The organism is Streptomyces sp. NBC_01276 (assembly GCF_041435355.1).
Classification (GTDB): domain Bacteria; phylum Actinomycetota; class Actinomycetes; order Streptomycetales; family Streptomycetaceae; genus Streptomyces.
Genome location: NZ_CP108442.1, coordinates 7929018 through 7946580, shown reverse-complemented (window position 1 = coordinate 7946580; position 17563 = coordinate 7929018). Strand labels below are relative to the sequence as shown.

At 72.2% G+C, this 17563-nt stretch carries 16 protein-coding genes; 4 read left to right on the top strand and 12 right to left on the bottom strand.

What is annotated here, in order from left to right; all coding sequences use genetic code 11:
* The first annotated feature begins 69 nt into the window (after window positions 1-69).
* Window positions 70-2058: a hypothetical protein gene (locus OG295_RS35670; RefSeq protein ID WP_371680804.1), complete on the top strand. Its 1989-nt coding sequence runs from the start codon at window positions 70-72 to the stop codon at window positions 2056-2058.
* Window positions 2059-2123: 65 nt separating this feature from the next.
* Here the strand turns inward: OG295_RS35670 and OG295_RS35665 are convergent, their stop codons facing one another.
* From OG295_RS35665 to OG295_RS35650, 4 genes are all read right to left on the bottom strand, one after another.
* Entirely contained in the window at window positions 2124-3011 is an 888-nt protein-coding gene (locus tag OG295_RS35665) for a hypothetical protein (RefSeq protein ID WP_371680803.1), read from the bottom strand.
* A 75-nt stretch (window positions 3012-3086) separates the two neighbouring features.
* Window positions 3087-4634, bottom strand: coding sequence for an AMP-binding protein (locus tag OG295_RS35660; RefSeq protein WP_371680802.1), 1548 nt, complete (start codon window positions 4632-4634; stop codon window positions 3087-3089).
* A 237-nt stretch (window positions 4635-4871) separates the two neighbouring features.
* Window positions 4872-5954, bottom strand: coding sequence for an SGNH/GDSL hydrolase family protein (locus OG295_RS35655; RefSeq protein WP_371680801.1), 1083 nt, complete (start codon window positions 5952-5954; stop codon window positions 4872-4874).
* A 138-nt stretch (window positions 5955-6092) separates the two neighbouring features.
* Entirely contained in the window at window positions 6093-6944 is an 852-nt protein-coding gene (locus OG295_RS35650) for a helix-turn-helix transcriptional regulator (RefSeq protein WP_371680800.1), read from the bottom strand.
* Window positions 6945-7117: 173 nt separating this feature from the next.
* Here OG295_RS35650 and OG295_RS35645 point away from each other — a divergent pair, with 173 nt between their 5' ends.
* Complete coding sequence (locus OG295_RS35645; RefSeq protein WP_371680799.1) at window positions 7118-7861, top strand: SDR family oxidoreductase; 744 nt, start codon at window positions 7118-7120, stop codon at window positions 7859-7861.
* Between the two features lie 19 nt (window positions 7862-7880).
* Here the strand turns inward: OG295_RS35645 and OG295_RS35640 are convergent, their stop codons facing one another.
* Together OG295_RS35640 and OG295_RS35635 are read right to left on the bottom strand one after the other, a co-directional pair.
* Complete coding sequence (locus OG295_RS35640; protein ID WP_371680798.1) at window positions 7881-8699, bottom strand: hypothetical protein; 819 nt, start codon at window positions 8697-8699, stop codon at window positions 7881-7883.
* A gap of 118 nt (window positions 8700-8817) precedes the next feature.
* Window positions 8818-9327: a RidA family protein gene (locus tag OG295_RS35635; protein WP_266844560.1), complete on the bottom strand. Its 510-nt coding sequence runs from the start codon at window positions 9325-9327 to the stop codon at window positions 8818-8820.
* Window positions 9328-9539: 212 nt separating this feature from the next.
* Between OG295_RS35635 and OG295_RS35630 the strand changes: the two genes are divergently transcribed.
* On the top strand, window positions 9540-10199 hold the full coding sequence (locus tag OG295_RS35630) for a rhomboid family intramembrane serine protease (protein ID WP_371680797.1): 660 nt from the start codon (window positions 9540-9542) through the stop codon (window positions 10197-10199).
* Between the two features lie 15 nt (window positions 10200-10214).
* Here the strand turns inward: OG295_RS35630 and OG295_RS35625 are convergent, their stop codons facing one another.
* Entirely contained in the window at window positions 10215-10949 is a 735-nt protein-coding gene (locus OG295_RS35625; RefSeq protein ID WP_371680796.1) for a dienelactone hydrolase family protein, read from the bottom strand.
* A 324-nt stretch (window positions 10950-11273) separates the two neighbouring features.
* On the opposite strand from OG295_RS35625, the gene OG295_RS35620 reads away from it, so the two are divergent.
* Window positions 11274-11876: a hypothetical protein gene (locus OG295_RS35620; RefSeq protein WP_371680795.1), complete on the top strand. Its 603-nt coding sequence runs from the start codon at window positions 11274-11276 to the stop codon at window positions 11874-11876.
* A gap of 44 nt (window positions 11877-11920) precedes the next feature.
* Here the strand turns inward: OG295_RS35620 and OG295_RS35615 are convergent, their stop codons facing one another.
* The 5 genes from OG295_RS35615 to OG295_RS35595 all read right to left on the bottom strand — a co-directional run bounded on the left by OG295_RS35615 (window position 11921) and on the right by OG295_RS35595 (window position 17551).
* A complete protein-coding gene (locus OG295_RS35615; RefSeq protein WP_371680794.1) occupies window positions 11921-12664 on the bottom strand; it encodes a helix-turn-helix transcriptional regulator in 744 nt (247 codons plus the stop codon).
* A gap of 10 nt (window positions 12665-12674) precedes the next feature.
* Window positions 12675-13622 (bottom strand): alpha/beta hydrolase, encoded by a 948-nt coding sequence (locus tag OG295_RS35610; RefSeq protein WP_371681407.1) that lies wholly within the window; start codon window positions 13620-13622, stop codon window positions 12675-12677.
* A 116-nt stretch (window positions 13623-13738) separates the two neighbouring features.
* Entirely contained in the window at window positions 13739-15211 is a 1473-nt protein-coding gene (locus OG295_RS35605; RefSeq protein ID WP_371680793.1) for a sialidase family protein, read from the bottom strand.
* A 317-nt stretch (window positions 15212-15528) separates the two neighbouring features.
* Window positions 15529-16740, bottom strand: a complete 1212-nt coding sequence (locus OG295_RS35600; protein ID WP_371680792.1) for a glycosyltransferase — start codon at window positions 16738-16740, stop codon at window positions 15529-15531.
* Complete coding sequence (locus OG295_RS35595; protein ID WP_371681406.1) at window positions 16703-17551, bottom strand: MerR family transcriptional regulator; 849 nt, start codon at window positions 17549-17551, stop codon at window positions 16703-16705. Before OG295_RS35595 ends, OG295_RS35600 begins: the two co-directional genes overlap by 38 nt.
* Between the last annotated feature and the right edge of the window lie 12 nt (window positions 17552-17563).

Genomic DNA, 17563 nt, shown 5'->3' with positions numbered 1-17563 from the left:
AGGTTGCTAGCGTGCCGCCCGCCCCGCGCCGTGCAGACCGGCCGCCCCGCCACAACCCGGGAGAACCCGATGACGCGTTCCCGTGTGTCACTCCTGTCCGCCCTCGCCCTGCTCCTCCCGCTCACCCCGCTCGCCCTCGGGGGCCAGGCCTCGGCGGCGGGCCCGGCCGCGGGGCGGTCCGTACCGCTCGCGCCCGCCCCGCTCCCCGTCGTCAACCCCGGCTTCGAACAGGGCGCTGCGGGGTGGCAGTTCACCGCCGGGACCGGAGTCGCCACGAACTATCCGCACGGCGCGGCCCGCCTCGCCTACCTGGACGCCGGACCCGCGATGAAGGTGTCCCAGACCGTGACGGCCACCGGCCGGGGGACGTACGACATATCCGCCTGGATCGCGACCGGCGGGCCGAACGGCCGCTACGTCGCCCGCGTCAACGGCACGGTGGCCGCCGCGCTGACCCTGCCGAGCGCCACGAACTACCGGCGCTACACCCTGAGCCGGATCGCCCTCGCCCCCGGCGACACGCTGGAGATCGCCTTCGAGTCGGGGGACGGCTGGGTCAACGCCGACGACGTCATGCTCTCGCCCGCCTCCCCCGCGGACCCGAAGATCAGCTCCTCCGACCCCAAGATCGTCGAGATGTTCGACTGGTCCAAGCGGAAGGCCAACAGCTGGGTACAGCTGCCGGGCACCCAGGGCCCGCTCAACGTCGACGAGAACCACACCGGCGGCAGCGGCACCGGCGCCTACGCCGCCTCCTACTGGGCCGGCTACGCCAACCGCAGCGGCTACTACTCGCGCGACACGGCCCACCAACTGGCGGGCGCCGGGGTGCTCGCCCTGAACGCCGAGAACCGGACGATGCTCCGCTCCTTCGCCGCCTCCGCCACTCCCGAGCACAAGTACTACCCGGCCTGGGCCCTGAACTTCGATGCGAAGACCTACCTGTCGATCGACTACAGGAGCCCGGTGAACTTCGTCCGCGAGGTGCCCGCCACCTTCGAGCTGGTGCAGAAGTCCGAGGAGGCGTACCGCTGGAGCGGCGACCGCTCCTACGTCGACGATCCGGTCCTGTGGAACTTCTACCGGCACGCCACCGACGAGTTCGTCACCCTGCACGACGGGCTCAAGGACAACGGGACCGTCAAGGTGGCCGAGGGCACCGGCCAGGGCATCTTCCAGGGCACCGCCAGCTACAACGAGCAGAGCGGCGAGCCGCTCGCCGAGGCCGGCGACGCGATCGGCTCCCAGTACCAGGCCTACCTGGCGATGGCCTCGCTCGCCCGCTCCAAGGGGGACGTCGCGCTCGCCGACCGCTACGGGGCCAAGGCCCGGGACCTGAAGGCGTACTTCAACTCGACCTGGAGCGGGACCGGCTCGGGTGCGGACATGGTGCGCGGCTACACCACGGACGGGCGCGCCCTGACCGGCTGGGGCAAGGAGAACAGCTGGTTCATGCCGATGAAGCAGATCCTCGACCCGGGTCCGCGCCGGGAGGCCTACCTCGACTACATCGACCAGCAGGCCTCGGGCCCGGGCCGCCCCGACAACATCGAGGCCCTCACCTACCTGCCGGACACCTTCTTCCGCAACAACCGGGCGGACACCGGCTGGAAGTGGATGAAGGACGTCTACGACCACAAGGACATCCAGCACGTCAACACCAAGCAGGGCACCAACGGGGACTATCCCGAGGTCTCCTTCACCCTGCTCGGCCAGACCGTCGAAGGGCTGCTGGGAGTCTCCCCCGACGCGCCCGCGCACTCCCTGAGCACCCAGTCCCGGCTGCCCTCGGGGATGGACTGGCTGCAGATCGACGACCTGCGGATCGGCGACTCGGCCTTCTCGCTGCGCCACGACGGGGCGACCCGTTCCTCGCTCACGCACACCTCGGGCCGTTCCTCCTACACCTGGGAGGCCCGATTCCCCGGCACCTACCCCACGCTGAAGGTCAACGGGGTGGCCCGCCCGGCCCGTACCAAGGTGATCGACGGAGTGACGTACACCTACGTGACCCCGCTCGTCGCCCCGGGCCGCACGGTCACGGTCCAGGCCGACTGAGCCCCGGCGGCCCGGTGGGAGACCGCCGGGGCGCGGCGTCCGCCCGGCAGGGTGCCGGGCGGGTGTCAGATCTCCAGGGCTCCGGGGAACGGCCCGTTCCCGACGCCGGGAGCGGTGACGGCCAGCCAGCCGTGACCGCTCATGGGGGTGTTCTCGTCGATCTCCTCCGGGTCGACGGTCACCGTTTCCGCCACTGCGTTGGCGTTCGCCTCGCAGGAGGCGTTCGGTTCGTACAGGCCGGGTTCCCAGTACTCGTCTTCCGTCTGGGGGGTCTCCCAGGGCAGCGGGTCGCCCGTCCATGCCGGCTCGCGGTAGGTCTGGTACGAGCGGATGACCCGGCCCTGCTCGGCGATGGCCCAGCCGTGCTGGTCGTCGTAGGCGTCGCGGAAGTAGAAGTGGGCCTGCCCGCAGTGCGCGCTGACCCGGGCCAGTACCTCCTCCTCGGCGCAGCCGGCCACCGGGCCGCCGAACACCATCCGCCAACCGTCGAACTCGGGCGTGACGAATGCCCGGCGGACGGTCGTCTCCTCGCCGTCGGGGCCGGTCGTCACGGCCGTGTCGTGCTCCACCGCCGACATCCCCATGGCCATGGTCGCGGGGATGCGGTCGTGGAGCCCCAGGGCGTCGAAGACACCCTCGTACGCAGCCGCCGGCACGGCGATCCACACGTACGGGCAGTGGTGGTCCAGCGGCCGGTCGGTCGGCAGCTTGATCCGGACCAGACGCTCCAGCGCCCGCCGGTCCCGGTCGCTCAGCTCGTCCCCGGCACCGGTCAACGCCAGCGCGTGCAGCGCATGGCGGCGCAAGGCGCCCGGCCCGCTGCGCCGTATCTCCAACAGGCCGCCGATCCCTTCGGATCCGAGCGCCTTCAGGTCCTTCTCGACCTGCCACACGGCATCTCGCCGGGCGAGCTGCGAAAGGAGTGACTCAAGTGTCGGGTTCTGCGTGTTCATGACGCCGACCCTAGAGGAGGGCCCGATCGGGCGGGTACGTCACCGACCGCGAGTGGAGGGGGCCGCAGGTCACGGTCAGGGAGACGGGGCCGGCTCGACCGCCCGGCTGCGGAGCAGCTTCTTGTCCGGCTTGCCCGCGTCGGTCAGGGGCAGCGCGTCGACGAAGGCGAAGCTCGCGGGCTCGTACATGGCGCCCTTCCGCTCCCGCACCATGGCGCGCAGCTCCTCTTCGCCGACGTCGGCGCCCGGCGCGCGGACGACGACCGCGTGGACTCGCTCCATGAGGTTGGCGTCGGGGACTCCGAGCACCGCGCTCTGCAGGACCTGCGGGTGGGAGTTCAGCACGTCCTCCAGTTCCACCGTGTACACGTGGCCTCCCACCACCACGATCATGTCCTTCAGCCGGTCCACGATCGTGATGTAGCCGTCCGGGTCGACGAACCCGATGTCACCGGTGTGCAGCCAGCCGTCCCGCAGTACCTCCGCGGTGAGCTCGGGCTGCTTCCAGTAGCCCTGCATCACGTGGGGGGAACGTACGCAGATCTCGCCGTGTTCGCCGGCGGGCAGGTGCCGTCCGTCGGCGTCACGGACGGTGACCTCGACGCCTTCCATGATCTTCCCGGCGGTTCGCAGCAGTTCGGGGCGCAGCGGATCGTGGTCCTGGGGGGAGAGCATGCTGATCCCGCCCGCTTCGTTCTGGCCGTAGAACTGGTTGAGCACGGGGCCGAAGCGCCGGACCGCCGCCGCGAGACGGGCCGGGGAGGAGGCGCAGCCCCCGTAGGTGAGCATGCGCAGGCTGGAGGTGTCGGTGCGGTCGACGTCGGGGTGGTCCATCAACTGGTAGAGCAGCGGCGGCAGCAGGAACGTGTGGGTGATGCGCTCGCGCTCGATGGCGCCGAGCACGGCACCGGCCTCGAACCCGTCCAGCAGGACGACGGTGCCGCCGCGGTGCAGGGTGGTGTCCGCCATGAGGCCCGCGGCATGCGCGAGGGTGGTGCACACCAGAGCCCTGACCTGCCCCTCCTCGGACCAGTCCGGTCCGATGGACACCCATTGCCCGAAGGTCGTGCAGATGGCCTTGGGATGACCGGTGGTCCCACCGGTGTGGCGGATGGTGCAGATGTCCTGTGGCTGCGCCGAGCCCGGCAGGTCTTCGGTGGATTCCTCGGCGGCGAGCCGCACCAGGTCAAGGCCCGCGCCTGCGCCTGCGCCTCCGCCGAGGACCAGCACCCGTTCCAGCGGCAACCGGCCGGCCAGGTCCGCGGCGCGCTCGCGGTGGGCGGGGTCGACTATCAGTGCCCGGGTCTCGACGTCCCGGAGGATGTCGGCGTGCACATCGGCCGAAAGGCCTGCGTAGAGGTGGTTCACGGCGCAGCCGAGCAGCCCGGCGGCGTAGCGGGCCGCGATCGTCTCGGGAAGGTTGCCTGCGAGGAGGGTGACCGTCTGACCGCGTGTCACCCCCTGGGCGCGCAGTGCACGTGCCATGCCGTGGACGAGGCCGCGTAATTCACCCGCGCTCACGCGCCGGTCCCGGTGTACCAGGGCCTCACGGCCCGGTTCCTTCGCCAGGGCGTCAAGAATCTCTTCCACGTGGCTGTGGAAGTGTTCGGTGGTGTCGTCCATACCGTGGTACATACCGTCGTCCATACCGTCCCCATTGGTTGACTTGAGCAACGAGCGGGAGGTTAACGGTCACTGATCCACGCGCCCAAGCCGGACGCCGACATCCGGCCAATACCCGCGCCGGGCCACGCGGGTCAGGGTGACGTGGCTCCGGGTGGCCGTGCAGGTCGGCCGCCCGGAGCCGTCAGCCGGCGCACGGGCGCCCCGGACTCCCCGGCGGCCGGCTGGACAGGGGTGTCACTGCACGATGCCGGCCTTGCGCAGCGCGGCCGCGACCTGGGCGGTCTGGTTGTCGGCTCCGCGCTTGTTGGGGTGGAACGTGGTCAGGGTCTCGTTGCCGCGGAAGATGCCACCGCCGTGGGCGAGCAGGCCCTGCAACCAGGCCGTCCAGCCGGGGGTGAAGGGCGGCATGTCCTTGCCGGCGGGGAAGCGGGCGGGCTTGTAGCCGTCGAGCCGGTCGTCGAACTCGTAGCGGCCGTAGAGGCCGAACATCCACTTCTCGGCGCCTTCACGGCAGACGTGGTGGGCGCGGCTGGATTCGGCGATGTCGACGTAGGTGTGCCCGTGGGCCTGCGCCGCGTCGCGGATGACGGAGTCGACCAGGGCGAACTGCTCCTGGATGAAGGGCATGTCGCCCTTCTTGATCGTGATGTTCTCGTCCAGACCGCCGTCGCAGGTGCCCTGCCCGGCCGCGGTCGGGAACAGGGTGGGGTAGCCGACGAAGAGGAACCGGGCGTGCGGGGCACGCTCGCGCAGCTCCGGCATCATCTTCGCGAAGCCGCTGCGCAGGTCGTCTTCCTTCTGCGCGAGGTCCGCCCGGCCCTCGGCGGTGTTGCGGTAGTAGTCGGTGCCGGGGCTGCCCAAGGACGACGCGCCCAGGGTGGCGCACGTGGCGATGATCTGGCCGAGGTTGTACTGGTTGCCCCCGATGCCGACGGTGGCCAGGGTGGTGGCCGCGCTCAGCGCGTCGATCTGAGCGGGGCGCGGGGTGGGGGTGAACTGCGGCATGCCGCTGCCGTCGACCGGGACGTAGGGCGGGCCCCCGAAGACCGTCTGCGGGATGAGGATGCCTCCCAGCCCCAGCCCGCGGTCGTCGATCGTCGCGCCGCCACAGGTGACGTCGATGAACTCGTGCCCGGAGAGGACGGTGTGGGCCAGCTGCTGCGGATAGCTGTCCTTCGACCGGCCGGTGTAGTCGCCGTCCCGGCCGCCGAGGCCGCCGCCCACCGGTTCGCAGACGAGGTTGGCGTCACCGCCGATGTACTGGCCGGCGCTGTAGGAGTCACCGAGCGCGACGTACTGGGGCTGGATGCTGGACATGGAAACCTTCCGGGCGGCACTTTGTGTAGCTGCAACACTACACATGGTTACGCGCAGGAATACGACACACGCCTAGACATCTGGCATATGACGAGACATCGCTCTCGCCGCCCGCTGCCGCCGGATCTCCGGCTCTGATCACCGTGCTCCGGTACCGGTTCGCGGCTGCGTGTGGCGAGTGGCGTGGAGGCTGCCGAGCAGGGCGAGGCCCCGGTCGCCGGGGCTGCCCGGTTCCGCGTGGTAGATCACGAGCTGCTGTCCCAGTGCGCCGCGAACGTCGAAGGACTGGTAGGAGAGCGAGAGGGGGCCGACCTCGGGATGGACGAGCTCCTTGGCTTCGCGGGTCTTTCCGCCGACGGTGTGCGCGGACCAGAGCGCGGCGAACTCCTCGCTCGCCCCGAGCAGGACGTCCAGCACCTCGCGCAGGCGTGGGTAGTGCGGTTCGAGGCCGGCCGCGCGGCGCAGGGCGGCGGCGACCGCCCCGGCCGACCGGTGCCACCGCGCGTGGAAGGCGCGGCCCGCGGGATCGAGGAAGGTCATGAAGGCGAGGTTGTCCGCAGCCCGGAACGGCGAGAAGAGCGCCTCGGCCAGGCCGTTGGCGGCCAGCAGGTCCAACGCGGGGTTGAGGACGAACGCGGGGGTGTGCGCGTAACCGTCCAGCAGCCGGCGCAGCGCGGGCGCGACCGTCTCCCTCGGCTGCGCCCGGTCACGCCGCGGCCCGCCGCCCGCCAGCCGGTACAGGTGGGCGAGGCCCTCGCGGTCCAGGCGCAGGGCCGTGCCGATCGCGTCGAGGATCTGCGGCGAGGGGCCGCGCTCGCGGCCCTGTTCCAGACGGGTGTAGTAGTCGGCGTTCATTCCGGCCAGGACCGCCACCTCCTCCCGGCGCAGCCCCGCAACCCGGCGGCGCCCGTAGGAGGCCAGCCCGACGTCATCCGGCGTCAGTCGTGCGCGGCGGGCCCGGAGGAAGTCGCCGAGGTCATTGCTGCTCATCTCCCCAGGCTAGACCGGGCGCCGGCCGCGAACCTGGGTGCGCGGTACCCCGGCACGGACCGTCCTGGCCCGGCCCCGGCCGCCGCACCAGACTCCGGAACACGAAAACGTACGAGCCCGTCGGCCTCTCGACTCCGCGGCTCCGTACGGGACTTCCCCCAGGAGGAACAGACATGACCGACACCACCGCAGTCACCCGGACCGTGGCCGTCACCGGCGCCAGCAGCGGCATCGGCGAAGCCACCGCACGCCGCCTGGCGGCGGACGGGTACCGCGTCCTGCTCGGCGCGCGCCGGACCGACCGGCTCGAACGGATCACAGCGGAGATCACCGAGGCGGGCGGCGAGGCCTTCTTCCGCAGGCTGGACGTGACGGACGCGCAGGACACCCGCGCCTTCGTCGAGGCGGCGCTCGGCGCCTACGGCCGCCTCGACGCACTGGTCAACAACGCGGGCCTGATGCCGCTTTCTCCGCTCGACGCCCTGCGGACGGACGAGTGGGACCGCATGCTCGACGTGAACGTCCGGGGCGTCCTGCACGGCATCGCCGCCGCCCTCCCCCCGATGCGCGCCCAGGGCGGCGGGCACATCGTGAACATCGCCTCCGTGGGGGCCTACGAGGTCTCGCCCACCGCCGCCGTCTACTGCGCCACCAAGTTCGCCGTCCGCGCCATCTCCGAAGGCCTGCGCCAGGAATCCGCCGGCGGCATCCGGGTCACCCTCGTGTCCCCGGGCGTCACCGAGTCCGAGCTCGCCGACACCATCGGCGATCCGGTGGCCCGGGAGGCGATGAAGGCCTACCGCGCCGTGGCGCTGCCCGCCTCGGCGATCGCGGGGGCCATCGCGTACGCCCTGGCCCAGCCCCCGGAGGTCGACGTCAACGAGATCGTCGTACGTCCGGTCGCGAGCGCCCGTTGACCGGCCGGACGCGGACTCGTCACGGGAGGGTGAGGGTGCGGTCGGGGCGGTCGCCGTCGTGGGCCTCCAGGGTCGGGTAGAGGCGCCACTCCCCCGCGCGGAGCACCGCGACCGGGCAGGACCAGTTCTCGTGCGGTTCGGGGTCCACGATGTGGGTGGTGGCCGTGGTGACGTCGTGGATCACCAGCGAGAGCACCGCGATCTCACCCATGCCGACGTGCCCCTGAAGGGGGTGGTCGTCCGGGGCGGCCGTCTCCGTGACGTAGAAGCGGTCGTCCACCCAGTAGCCGGTGTCGTCGAGGAAGTTCGGTGCTTCCACCCGGATCCCGTCCACCCACAGCATCACCCCGGACCACCGCCCCTGGACGGTCACCGCCCGGTGGCGGTCGTCGGCGGTGAAAGCGGCCCGCACCCCGAACCGGGTGTAGCAGTCCCAGAAGCCGCTGCAGGCGCCGGCCACCGGGCCTTCGCGCGGAACCGGCCGCTCGCCGGCGGGCGGCGGGACGGGGTCCTGCGCGCAGGTCCGCGGCTCTCGGCAGGGGCGGTCGATCCGGCGGGTGCAACCGAGGCCCAGGGCCGCGAAGTCGCGGGGCGACAGTCGGGACAGCAGCTCGCCCAGGCGCTCGCGGTAGCCGTCCTCGCCCAGCCGAGCGGTCTGCTCGGCGGCGTCCGCCCAGCACTGCCGGACGGCGAGCGCCCCGGACGAACGGCTCAGCCAGTCCTGCCACGGATCCGCTCCCGGCTCCGGGTCCCGCTCCGGCGCCTGCGGTCGTGCCCGTTCCGTCCCGGGTTCCGTCTCGGCGGTCGCCCGGTTCCTCCGCCTGCGCCACAGCCCCATCGCGCGCCACCCCCGGCGACCGATCGTAGGCCCTGGACTTCACAGGACGCCCGCCGGTGTGTACGCGCCCGGCGGGCCGCACAGCGGCCGCGCGGCTACCGCCGCGCGGCCCGCTGGGTCAGGAGCGCGGCGACACCAGGGCGACGGCCTCGATCTCCACCAGCTGATCGGGGAACGCGAGGTCCGTGACACCGAGGATGGTGTCGGTCGTGCGGTGGTTGCCGTTGTACTCCTTGTGCAGCCGCGCGGCCGTGTCGAAGTTCTTGCGCAGGTCCTTGGTGTAGATCTTCATGCTGACGATCTGGCTGCGCGGGATCTTGTAGTGCGCCAGCACCTTGTCCAGGTTGTCGAACGACGTGCGCACCTGCTTCTCGAAGTCGCCGACGCCCACCAGGTTCCCGGCCGCGTCATGCGACAGCTGGCCCGAGATGTAGACCGTGTCCCCGGCTCTGATCGCCTGCGAGTACCCGTAAGACCCCTCCCACGGCACCCCGAACCCGAAGTGGTCCCAGCCGCGACGCCCCTGGTCCTGCGCGCTGGCTCCCTGCAGTCCCGTGAAAGTGATCATCGCGGCCACGACCGCGGCCACCACCGCGGTGATGCCGAACCTGCGCCCTGACTTGGTCATTTCCCTCGTCCTTTCCTGCCGAGTGGAGCCTGGAGCCCCGACATTGACAGGGCATGAGCGAGAACTCCTCGAACGGGAATCGATTGGACGTGGAACCACCGAGCGGAAGTACGCGTATCCGTCAACGCGCCCTCCGGCGGAGGCCGTTGCGCGTCGCCCCTCGCGCGGCGGTGCCTTTCGGGTGTGGCCGCACCGTCTGACAGGCTTCGATCATGAACATGCACATGGTGTTGCTCTATGGATGCGCGGTGGCCGTCATCGTGCCGGGTATCCGGCTCTTGACGACCCTCGCCGCGGAGGACGGCGGGGAGATACCTCCTCCTGTGGCCTTGCTGCGGGCGTGGCGGCGGCCGGTCCCGGGGGTCGCCGTGGGGCTGGTGGCCGCCATGGTGGTGCTGGGTGCGGTCCAGACGGTCGTCCCCGGCACGATCGACGCGCTGGCGCGACACCCTCATGGTGCGTGGTGGCGAGCGGTGACCGCGTTGGCGGTGCAGTCGTCAGGATGGCTCCAACTCCTGTTCAACCTGGCCGCCCTCGCCGTTGTGGCTCCGGTCGCCGAGCGGCAGTTCGGCCCCTGGCGGACGATGCTGGTGTTCGCTGCGAGCGGGGTCGGCGCACAGGCGGTGAGCATGGCCGGCTGGAGCGTTCGGGGAGGCGGCGACTCGGTGGCGATCTGCGGCCTCGTGGGCGCGCTCGCCACCTGGTACGCGGTGCGCGGCGGCGTCGTCGCCCTGCGGTGGGTGGCCCTCCTCGTCCCCACCGCAGGTCTCGTCCTGTGTCTCCTCACCAACAACCACGGCGTGGGCCTTCTTGTCGGCGCCGCGCTGGGAGTCGCGCTGACCGTGCCCGCGCGCTCGCCCCTGTCGGGATGACTCGGCTGTGCGGACTCAGCCGCCGGTCAGTGCGCGGTCGAGGAGGGGGAGCAGGCGGTCCCAGTGGTGCTGCAGAGCGGCGGGGTCGAAGGCGTCGGTGTCGGACATGGTGAACCCGTGCACGGTGCCGGGGTAGATCTCGGAGGTGTGGTCGACGCCCCCCGCGTCCAGGGCCTGGTTGAGTTCGCCCAGGGACTTGGGCGTCAGGTCGCTCTCGGCGTGGCCGAAGTGGACCCGGGCCGTCATCCCGGCGAGGGCGTCGAGCCCGTCCGCCGCCACGGGAGCGTGGAACGCCGCGACGGCGGCCACCCTGCCGGGGTGGGCCACGGCGGTGCGCGTCGCCAGGAGGCCGCCGATGCAGTAGCCGGTCACCGCGACCGGTCCGGCGGCGACCTCGGGCCGGGTGGTGAGGAACCTGAGGTAGGCCTCGGCGTCGCTCCGGGCACGCTCGGCGGTGTGCTCCTCGATCAAGGGCATCAGCCGGGCGAGAACGGCGGGCCGGTCCTCTTCTCCGATGTACTCGGGAAGCTCGATCACCGGGGTGGGGCCGTGCCGGTAGAAGGGATTGGGAACGAGTACGTAGTACCCGTGCCCGGCCAGTTCGCGGGCCATTTCCCGGAGCACGGGCCGGATTCCGAAGCCGTCCGGGTACATCAGGACCCCCGGGTGCCGATCGCCGCCCTCGGGGAAGGCGGCGAAGGCGTCGGCCCGGCCATCGGCGGTGGGAACGTGCAGCATCGTGGTGGGCATGTGTTCTCCTGTCGTGGTTGACGTATCGAGTGGTGATCGACACGACAGGAGGCGGAGCCCGCGCGGCAGCGCCGGATGCGCGGTCCGACTGCGGGCCGGCACCGGCCCGTACGGCGCTCAGAGGAGCACCGGGTCACCGATCCGTGTGTGGCGCAGGGCCGTCCCGGTAGTCATAGCCCCACAACGTAGCCCATCGGGCAGGGACCGTGCCAACGCCCTGGCCTGGGTGTCCGCATGGGACCCGCTGCTGTCAGCCGGCCGGGGCCCGTGCAAGATGGCGCTGCCGGCCAGAACCGTGGCCGGCTCCAAGCCCGAGGAAGACCCATGTCCACCGCTGAACCCTGGCCCCCCGCACCCACCACGCCGTGGCCCCCCGCCCCTCCCCGGCGATACGGAAAGTGGCTTGCAGTCGGCGGCTGTACCGGAGCCCTGGGCTGCGCCGCATTGGCGTTCCTGGCCGTGGTCTGCGCCGTGGTGGCGTTGGTCGCGATGGTCTTCCTGGGACGCCTCTGGGTGCCCGGAGCTCCGGGCGACGCCGTCGTGCTGACGAGTGCCGAGGCGGCAGGGGTGTGGGAAGACGGACAAGGCGGCAGCCTCGTCCTGGCCGGGGACGGGACGTTCAGCGCCTCGTCCGCCTGTGGCGACTACTTCGACCCCCAGAGCCAGGCCATCTCCGGGTTCGGCCTCGCCTCGGTCAAGACGGGTACGGGGACCTGGGACCTCCGATCGGCATCACAGACCGAGGGCGGCCCGCCACAGTCGACCCTTCGCTTCGTATTCGCCCGCGACGGTGTGAGCAGCAGCTACGAGGCGACCGGCACGACCGCGGCCCCGATGCTCTGGACGTACATCGGTGATCCCGACAACGGGGAGCGCTGCATCCTCAAAAGGGTGGCAGCCGCCGACGCGCACGGCCCGCGGGGCTGACGCCCGCTGTGGCGGGGATCCGCAAGCCCGGCTCCTTCACGGGTTCACCGGCGTGGTGGCTTCGGTTGGTCGAGGTGGGGTGCGAGCGGGGCCAGTGTGGTGGGCCGCACGGCGCCGGATGCGGCCGAGCCGCGCAGCAGTTCGGCCAGGTCGTGGGGCTGGGCCGGCTCAGCGGTGGGGGCCGCCGCCGTGATGCGGTCCAGCCGGAAGCCCCGGCCGGCCCGTCGTGTGCGGCACCAGGCGATGAGGTACCAGCGGCCGTCGGCGGTGAGCAGCCCGGCCGGTTCCACCTCACGGTCGCTTCCTCGGCCCGCCGCGTCCGTGTAGGTCAGCCGAAGGACCGTGTTCGTGCTGAGGGCCCGTTCCACCGCGGCGCGGACCGTGGAGTCGCTCGGCGAGGGCTGCGCCACGATCCGTACGGCGAGTCGTCGCGCCGCCGCCGAGGCGGGACCGGTCATCGAAGCCGCGATCTTCTGGGCTGCCGTACGGGCCGCACCGGCGTACGGGGCGCAGGCATCCGCGGCGGCGAGGGCTACGGCCAGTGCCGAGGCTTCATCGGCGGTGAAGTGCATCGGCGGCAGGGTCATCTCCCGGTCGATGGACCAGCCCCCGCCCCGCCCGGTCGTGGTACGTACCGGGACACCGGTCTGCATCAACGCCTGCAGGTCACGCTGCACCGTACGCGTGCTCACCTCGCACCGCGCGGCGAGCGCCGCGACCGTCATCGGCCGCGGCGCCACCGCGCGCAGTTCTTCCACCAGGGCGTAGAGCCGGACCGTACGGTTCATGCCCACGACGCTACCGTCCCGCGGAGGCCAGGAACTCCTGCTCGCGCACCAGTTGCCGCTCGGTGACGGTCAGCGGGAACAGGGTGAAGCCGTGCATGGCACCGGCGACGAGTTCGAGTTGCGCGGGCGCGCCCGCCGCCCGCCACCGCCCGGCCAGGAACACCGAGTCGTCCAGCAACGGATCCTCGGTGCCGACGACGACACGGGCCGGCGGCAGGCCGGCGAGGTCGGCGTACAGCGGCGAGACCTCGGGATCGCGGCGCTGCTCCGCCCCCATGCCCGGCGTGCACTGCTCGTAGGTCCACCGCAGCGTGTCGGTGTTGCTCAGCAGCAGCCGGGAGCCGAACGATCGCTGGCTCGGTGTCATCGACAGGTCGTAGGGGCCGAAGAGCAGGTGGGCCGCCCGGAACGCGCCGGTGATGCCGTGCCGGTCGCGAAGGCGCAGCAGCGTCACCACGCTGAGGTGGGCACCGGCCGATTCGCCTCCGATCAACAGCCGTTCGGTGCCGAACTCGGCCGGGGCGTGCTTCACCAGCCACCGGGCCGCCGCTTCGCAGTCGTCGGGCCCGGCGGGGAAGGGGTGTTCGGGTGCGAGGCGGTACTCCACGCTCACCACGGCCAGCCGTGCCCGCTCGGCGAGGCGCCACAGCCTCTCGTCCTGCCCGTCCGAGGAACCGAACATCCAGCCGCCGCCGTGGATGTGGAGGTACACGCCGTCGACGTGGTCCGGCCTGAAAACCCGTACCTTCACCCCGTCCCCGACGATGCGGTCCTGGCCGTGCGCCAGTCTCACCGGTGGTGTGTCGCCGCCGAGCCGGTTGCGCCGCAGGCCGGCCAGCAGGGCGGCGTCCGGCGTTCCCGTGCGCTGCGGTCGGCTCGCGGCGGTGGCCTCGAACCGCTCGTTGAACGTCAGGGTCTCCGCGAGGCAGTCCTCGTCCGTGATCATCATGTCGCCCATGCTCACGGCCGTGCGCGACAGCGTGATGTCACCCTTTTCCGGAGAGCTGCGTCACACTGCCGCACCATCGCCGTATCGCCGTACGGCCGGATCGGTGAATCGCACGGCCGGGGCGGTCACGAGGTGCGGAAGCTGCCGCTGTACACGTCCGTACGGTTCTGGGGTGCGTCGGAGTGGGTCTCGGTGAGCACCGCCCGTACTCCCTTCCCGTCCGCCGCCAGGCCTTGGTAGTCGCCGATGAAGTAGCCCCCGCTGAACGGCGCCTGCAGCAAGTCGAAGACCCGTGAGATCCGTCGTTCGCTCCGCAGCTCCGGTTCTCCGTGCGGCAGCGTGGCCAACTGGTAGGCGGTGGGCAGGGTGGTGGTGTCGCCCGGCTTGAGGAAGCGCAGGTCGAAGTAGGTGAGCGCGACCGTGCCCCGCTCGTCGACCGCGGTCGACGGGGAGAAGGCCGGCACGCCCTCCGGGCTGATCAGCTCCGGGGTCCCCCAGGTGCGGCCGCCGTCGGTGGAGCGCACCAGCTGGACGGAGTCGAAGTCGCCGCCGGAGAAGTCCGAGCCCTCGTAGGCCATGTACAGCGTGCCCGTCTTCGGGTCGACGGCCGGGCTGGGCAGGGTGGACCCGGCGCGCAGCACCTTGGTGGGGTCGTTCGGGTCGACCTCCGGTACGGAGGTGTCCCGGGCCACGGTGACCGGGGCGCTCCAGGTCTCTCCGGCGTCGGTCGAGGTGACCATCTGGTAGTGGGCCTCGACGACGGTGGTCAGGTCGTCGGCCAGGGTGATCCGGTCGAAGAAGTCGTACAGGGCGCCGGTGCGGCGGTCGACGACGATCAGATGGCCGATGGTCTGGGTGTTGGGCACGCTGCTGGTGTCGACGAAGCGTCGTGCCCGGCTCCAGGTGCGGCCGCCGTCGCGGGTGAGGGAGATGTAGCCCGGTCCGTCGAGGGAACTCGGGCCGGGCGGGTCGTTGTCGAGGCGGTCCCAGACCTGGTAGGCGGTGCCCTTGCGGATGGGGTCGGCGGTGATCGAGGGCTTGTCGTTGAAGAACGGCTCTTCGTCGACGTGCGTGGTGGTGAGGTTCCGCCAGGTGCGGCCGCCGTCGCGGGACGTGGCGGCGAGGAGGCCGGTGCGCGTGCTCTTCGTGAAGTCGACGCCCTCCCCGCCCGCGTAGACGGTGCCGTCCGGTCCGGTGCTCACCCAGGGGTCGGTGGCCCGTTCGAAGTCCGCGCCGCCCGGGGCGCAGAGGCTGAACGGCAGCGTGCTCCGGTGGAAGGTGCGGCCGTCCGTGGTCCAGGCGGCCGCCAGACCACGGGCGCCGCCGTCGTTCCAGCGGTCCTGTTGGAACACCGTGACCACGCGCTTCGGGTCGCGGGGATCGACGGACAGGTACGGCTCGACCTCGGTCCCCGGATAGACCACGCTGTCGGGGGACCTCGCGCCGATGGTGCAGTCCGCGTACGGGTCGCCGTCGGACACCTTGGTCAAGGGCGCGCCGTCGGGGTTCCGGTCCGCTGCGGCGGGAGCCGCGCCGGTGACCGTGGTGAGCAGGATCGCGGCGGTGGCGACAGCGGTCATGGGCAGGAAGACGCGCATGCGGGATCTCCTCCGGGCCTCGGCGGCCGGGGTGTACGGAACCGCCGTCGGCGAGCGGCGGGGGGGGCGCAGAGGCGCACCGGAACCCGATGGCGGGACGACTCCGCTTGATCCTCTTCGGCGCGGCGGCCGGTGTCCTTGATGGGCCGGACGGCGGAGTCCTGGAAGCCGGTGCCGTCCGGCACCCCTCCCCGTGGACCACCGCCCGCACGGCCCACCGTGCGGCCGGGCCCGCACCTGCGCAGCGGGGCAGGGCGAGGGCCCGTCCTAGACGGCGGCCCCACGCGCCGCCACCCGGGCCCGTAACGCGCCTCTGATCACCCGGCCAGCCGTCCTACGGCCGCCACCACGGCGCCCGACCCGTCCTCCGCCGCCATGTGCCGCGCCACGGTCGCGGCGGCCTCCGCGTACGAAGGCTCCCGCACCACCCGCGCGAGCACGTCGCCGAGCCCCTCGGCGGTCAGGGAGCGGAACGGGATCGGGGCCGGGGCCGCGCCCACCGCTGCGAGTCTCCCGGCCCAGAACGGCTGGTCGGCGGTCACCGGCACCGTGACCGACGGCACCCCGGCGCGCAGCGCCGCCGCCGTCGTGCCCGCCCCGGCGTGGTGGACGACGGCGGCCAGTCGCGGGAACAGCAGGGCGTGCGGGAGGTCACCCACGGTCAGGACGTCCTCCCCCTCGGCGGCCAGCCCGGCACTGCCCGCCTGCAGTACGCCGCGCAGCCCCGCCCGCCGCAGTGCGCGTACGGCGATACCGCTGAGGCGCTCCCCCTGCCCGGCGGCCATGCTGCCGAACCCGACGAGCACCGGCGGCGGCCCCGCCGCCAGGAAGTCCTCCAGCTCCGCGGGCAGCCGCCGGTCTCCGCCGACGTACGGCCACCAGGGGCCGGTCACCGCCAGGCCGGCCGCCCAGTCGGACGGGCGCGGCACCAGTGCCTCGCTGAAGCCGTGCAGCACGGGCCAGCCGGCTTCCTCCCGGCGTCGGCGCATGCGTGCCGCGGTCAGTGGGGGCAGCTCCAGGCGGGCGCGCAGCCGGGCCACCGCCGGCTCGAAGACCCGGTCGGCCATGCCCAGGGCGAATCGCCCGGCCGCGCGGTTGCCCAACCGGCCCAGCGACCGGGTCCCCGTAACCGTCGGGGGAAAGTCGCCCGTCGGGGTGGTCGGCTGGAGGTACACGCCGATGTTCGGTATCCCGGTGGCCTCCGCGACGTGCCAGCCGAGCGGTGCCGTGGTGGCCGACAGCAGGAGCAGGTCCGTTCCCCGGTCCACCGCGCCGGCGAACCCCTCCCCCAGTTCGGTGACGAACGCGGCCGCAGCCCTCAGCAGTTCGCGCTTGCCGCGGGCGCTCCCGTGCGCACGGTGGTCCGCCGGCAGGGGCCTGAACTCCAGTCCGACTTCCGCTGCCATCGGCTCGAAGGTCTCCGTGGCGGCCAGCGCGACCTCGTGCCCGGCACGGCGCAGTGCGACGCCCAGCCCGGTGTAGGGGGCGACGTCACCGCGCGAGCCGGCCGTGGCGATCAGGATCCTCATGCGTCTTCCTCACGTGCGGTGTGGTGGGTGCGGGCAGGGCACCGCTACGGCGCGAGGCGTTCGCGTGGACCGCCCCGTGCAGGTAGGCGGCCAGCCCCGGCCGCTGCTGAGAGGGCGGCACCACGAGGGCGAAGGCGCGCGGGTCGGCGGCGAAGTCGGCGGCGATGCGCCGGTGCATGTCGGGAGGGCACGGTGTGAACCAGCGGGTCACGTGCAGCCGGTGCGCCTCGGCGACGTCCATCGCCCGTTCGCCGTCGGCCGGTTCGCCGTCGTCGAAGGCGGCGAGCAGCTCCGCACGCCAGTCGGCGGCCTCGGCCATCAGCCGGCGCCAGTCCTCCTTGGTGTGGGCCGCGGCACGGGCCATCGCCTCCCGGTGGCCGTCGGAGTCACTCCACTTCAGCTGCGCTTCGGTGGCGTAGCTGAGGTCGAAGACGATCTCGCCGAAGACCTCGAACCGCTCCTCGGGCGTCAGGGACACCCCGGTCTGCTGGACCTCGACCGCCCGCTCGGCCACCTCTGCCAGCCGCTGAAGCCGGGCGATCTCCTCGGCCAGCCGCTGCTGCCGCGTCCGCAAGTGGTCCAGTGCGTTCGCCTGCGGGTCGGCGAGGATCTCGGCGATCTCGTCGAGGGCGAAGCCCAGTTCGCGGTAGAAGAGGATCTGCTGGAGCCGCGCGAGGTCGGCGTCGTCGTAGCGACGGTACCCGGTCCGGCTCCGGTCGCCGGGCGACAGGAGCCCCGTCCGGTCGTAGTGGTGGAGCGTGCGTACGGTGACCCCGGCGAAGGCCGAGACCTGACCGACGGTGTAGCCCATGGACCTGCCCTT

Coding starts and splice junctions, on each gene's coding strand:
- OG295_RS35640 (WP_371680798.1), bottom strand. CDS start 8,699: ATGGGGCTGTGGCGCAGGCGGAGGAACCGGGCGACCGCCGAGACGGAA.
- OG295_RS35605 (WP_371680793.1), bottom strand. CDS start 15,211: ATGCGCGTCTTCCTGCCCATGACCGCTGTCGCCACCGCCGCGATCCTG.
- OG295_RS35660 (WP_371680802.1), bottom strand. CDS start 4,634: ATGGACGACACCACCGAACACTTCCACAGCCACGTGGAAGAGATTCTT.
- OG295_RS35615 (WP_371680794.1), bottom strand. CDS start 12,664: ATGAACCGTACGGTCCGGCTCTACGCCCTGGTGGAAGAACTGCGCGCG.
- OG295_RS35655 (WP_371680801.1), bottom strand. CDS start 5,954: ATGTCCAGCATCCAGCCCCAGTACGTCGCGCTCGGTGACTCCTACAGC.
- OG295_RS35625 (WP_371680796.1), bottom strand. CDS start 10,949: ATGCCCACCACGATGCTGCACGTTCCCACCGCCGATGGCCGGGCCGAC.
- OG295_RS35635 (WP_266844560.1), bottom strand. CDS start 9,327: ATGACCAAGTCAGGGCGCAGGTTCGGCATCACCGCGGTGGTGGCCGCG.
- OG295_RS35650 (WP_371680800.1), bottom strand. CDS start 6,944: ATGAGCAGCAATGACCTCGGCGACTTCCTCCGGGCCCGCCGCGCACGA.
- OG295_RS35670 (WP_371680804.1), top strand. CDS start 70: ATGACGCGTTCCCGTGTGTCACTCCTGTCCGCCCTCGCCCTGCTCCTC.
- OG295_RS35645 (WP_371680799.1), top strand. CDS start 7,118: ATGACCGACACCACCGCAGTCACCCGGACCGTGGCCGTCACCGGCGCC.
- OG295_RS35610 (WP_371681407.1), bottom strand. CDS start 13,622: ATGGGCGACATGATGATCACGGACGAGGACTGCCTCGCGGAGACCCTG.
- OG295_RS35595 (WP_371681406.1), bottom strand. CDS start 17,551: ATGGGCTACACCGTCGGTCAGGTCTCGGCCTTCGCCGGGGTCACCGTA.
- OG295_RS35620 (WP_371680795.1), top strand. CDS start 11,274: ATGTCCACCGCTGAACCCTGGCCCCCCGCACCCACCACGCCGTGGCCC.
- OG295_RS35630 (WP_371680797.1), top strand. CDS start 9,540: ATGAACATGCACATGGTGTTGCTCTATGGATGCGCGGTGGCCGTCATC.
- OG295_RS35665 (WP_371680803.1), bottom strand. CDS start 3,011: ATGAACACGCAGAACCCGACACTTGAGTCACTCCTTTCGCAGCTCGCC.
- OG295_RS35600 (WP_371680792.1), bottom strand. CDS start 16,740: ATGAGGATCCTGATCGCCACGGCCGGCTCGCGCGGTGACGTCGCCCCC.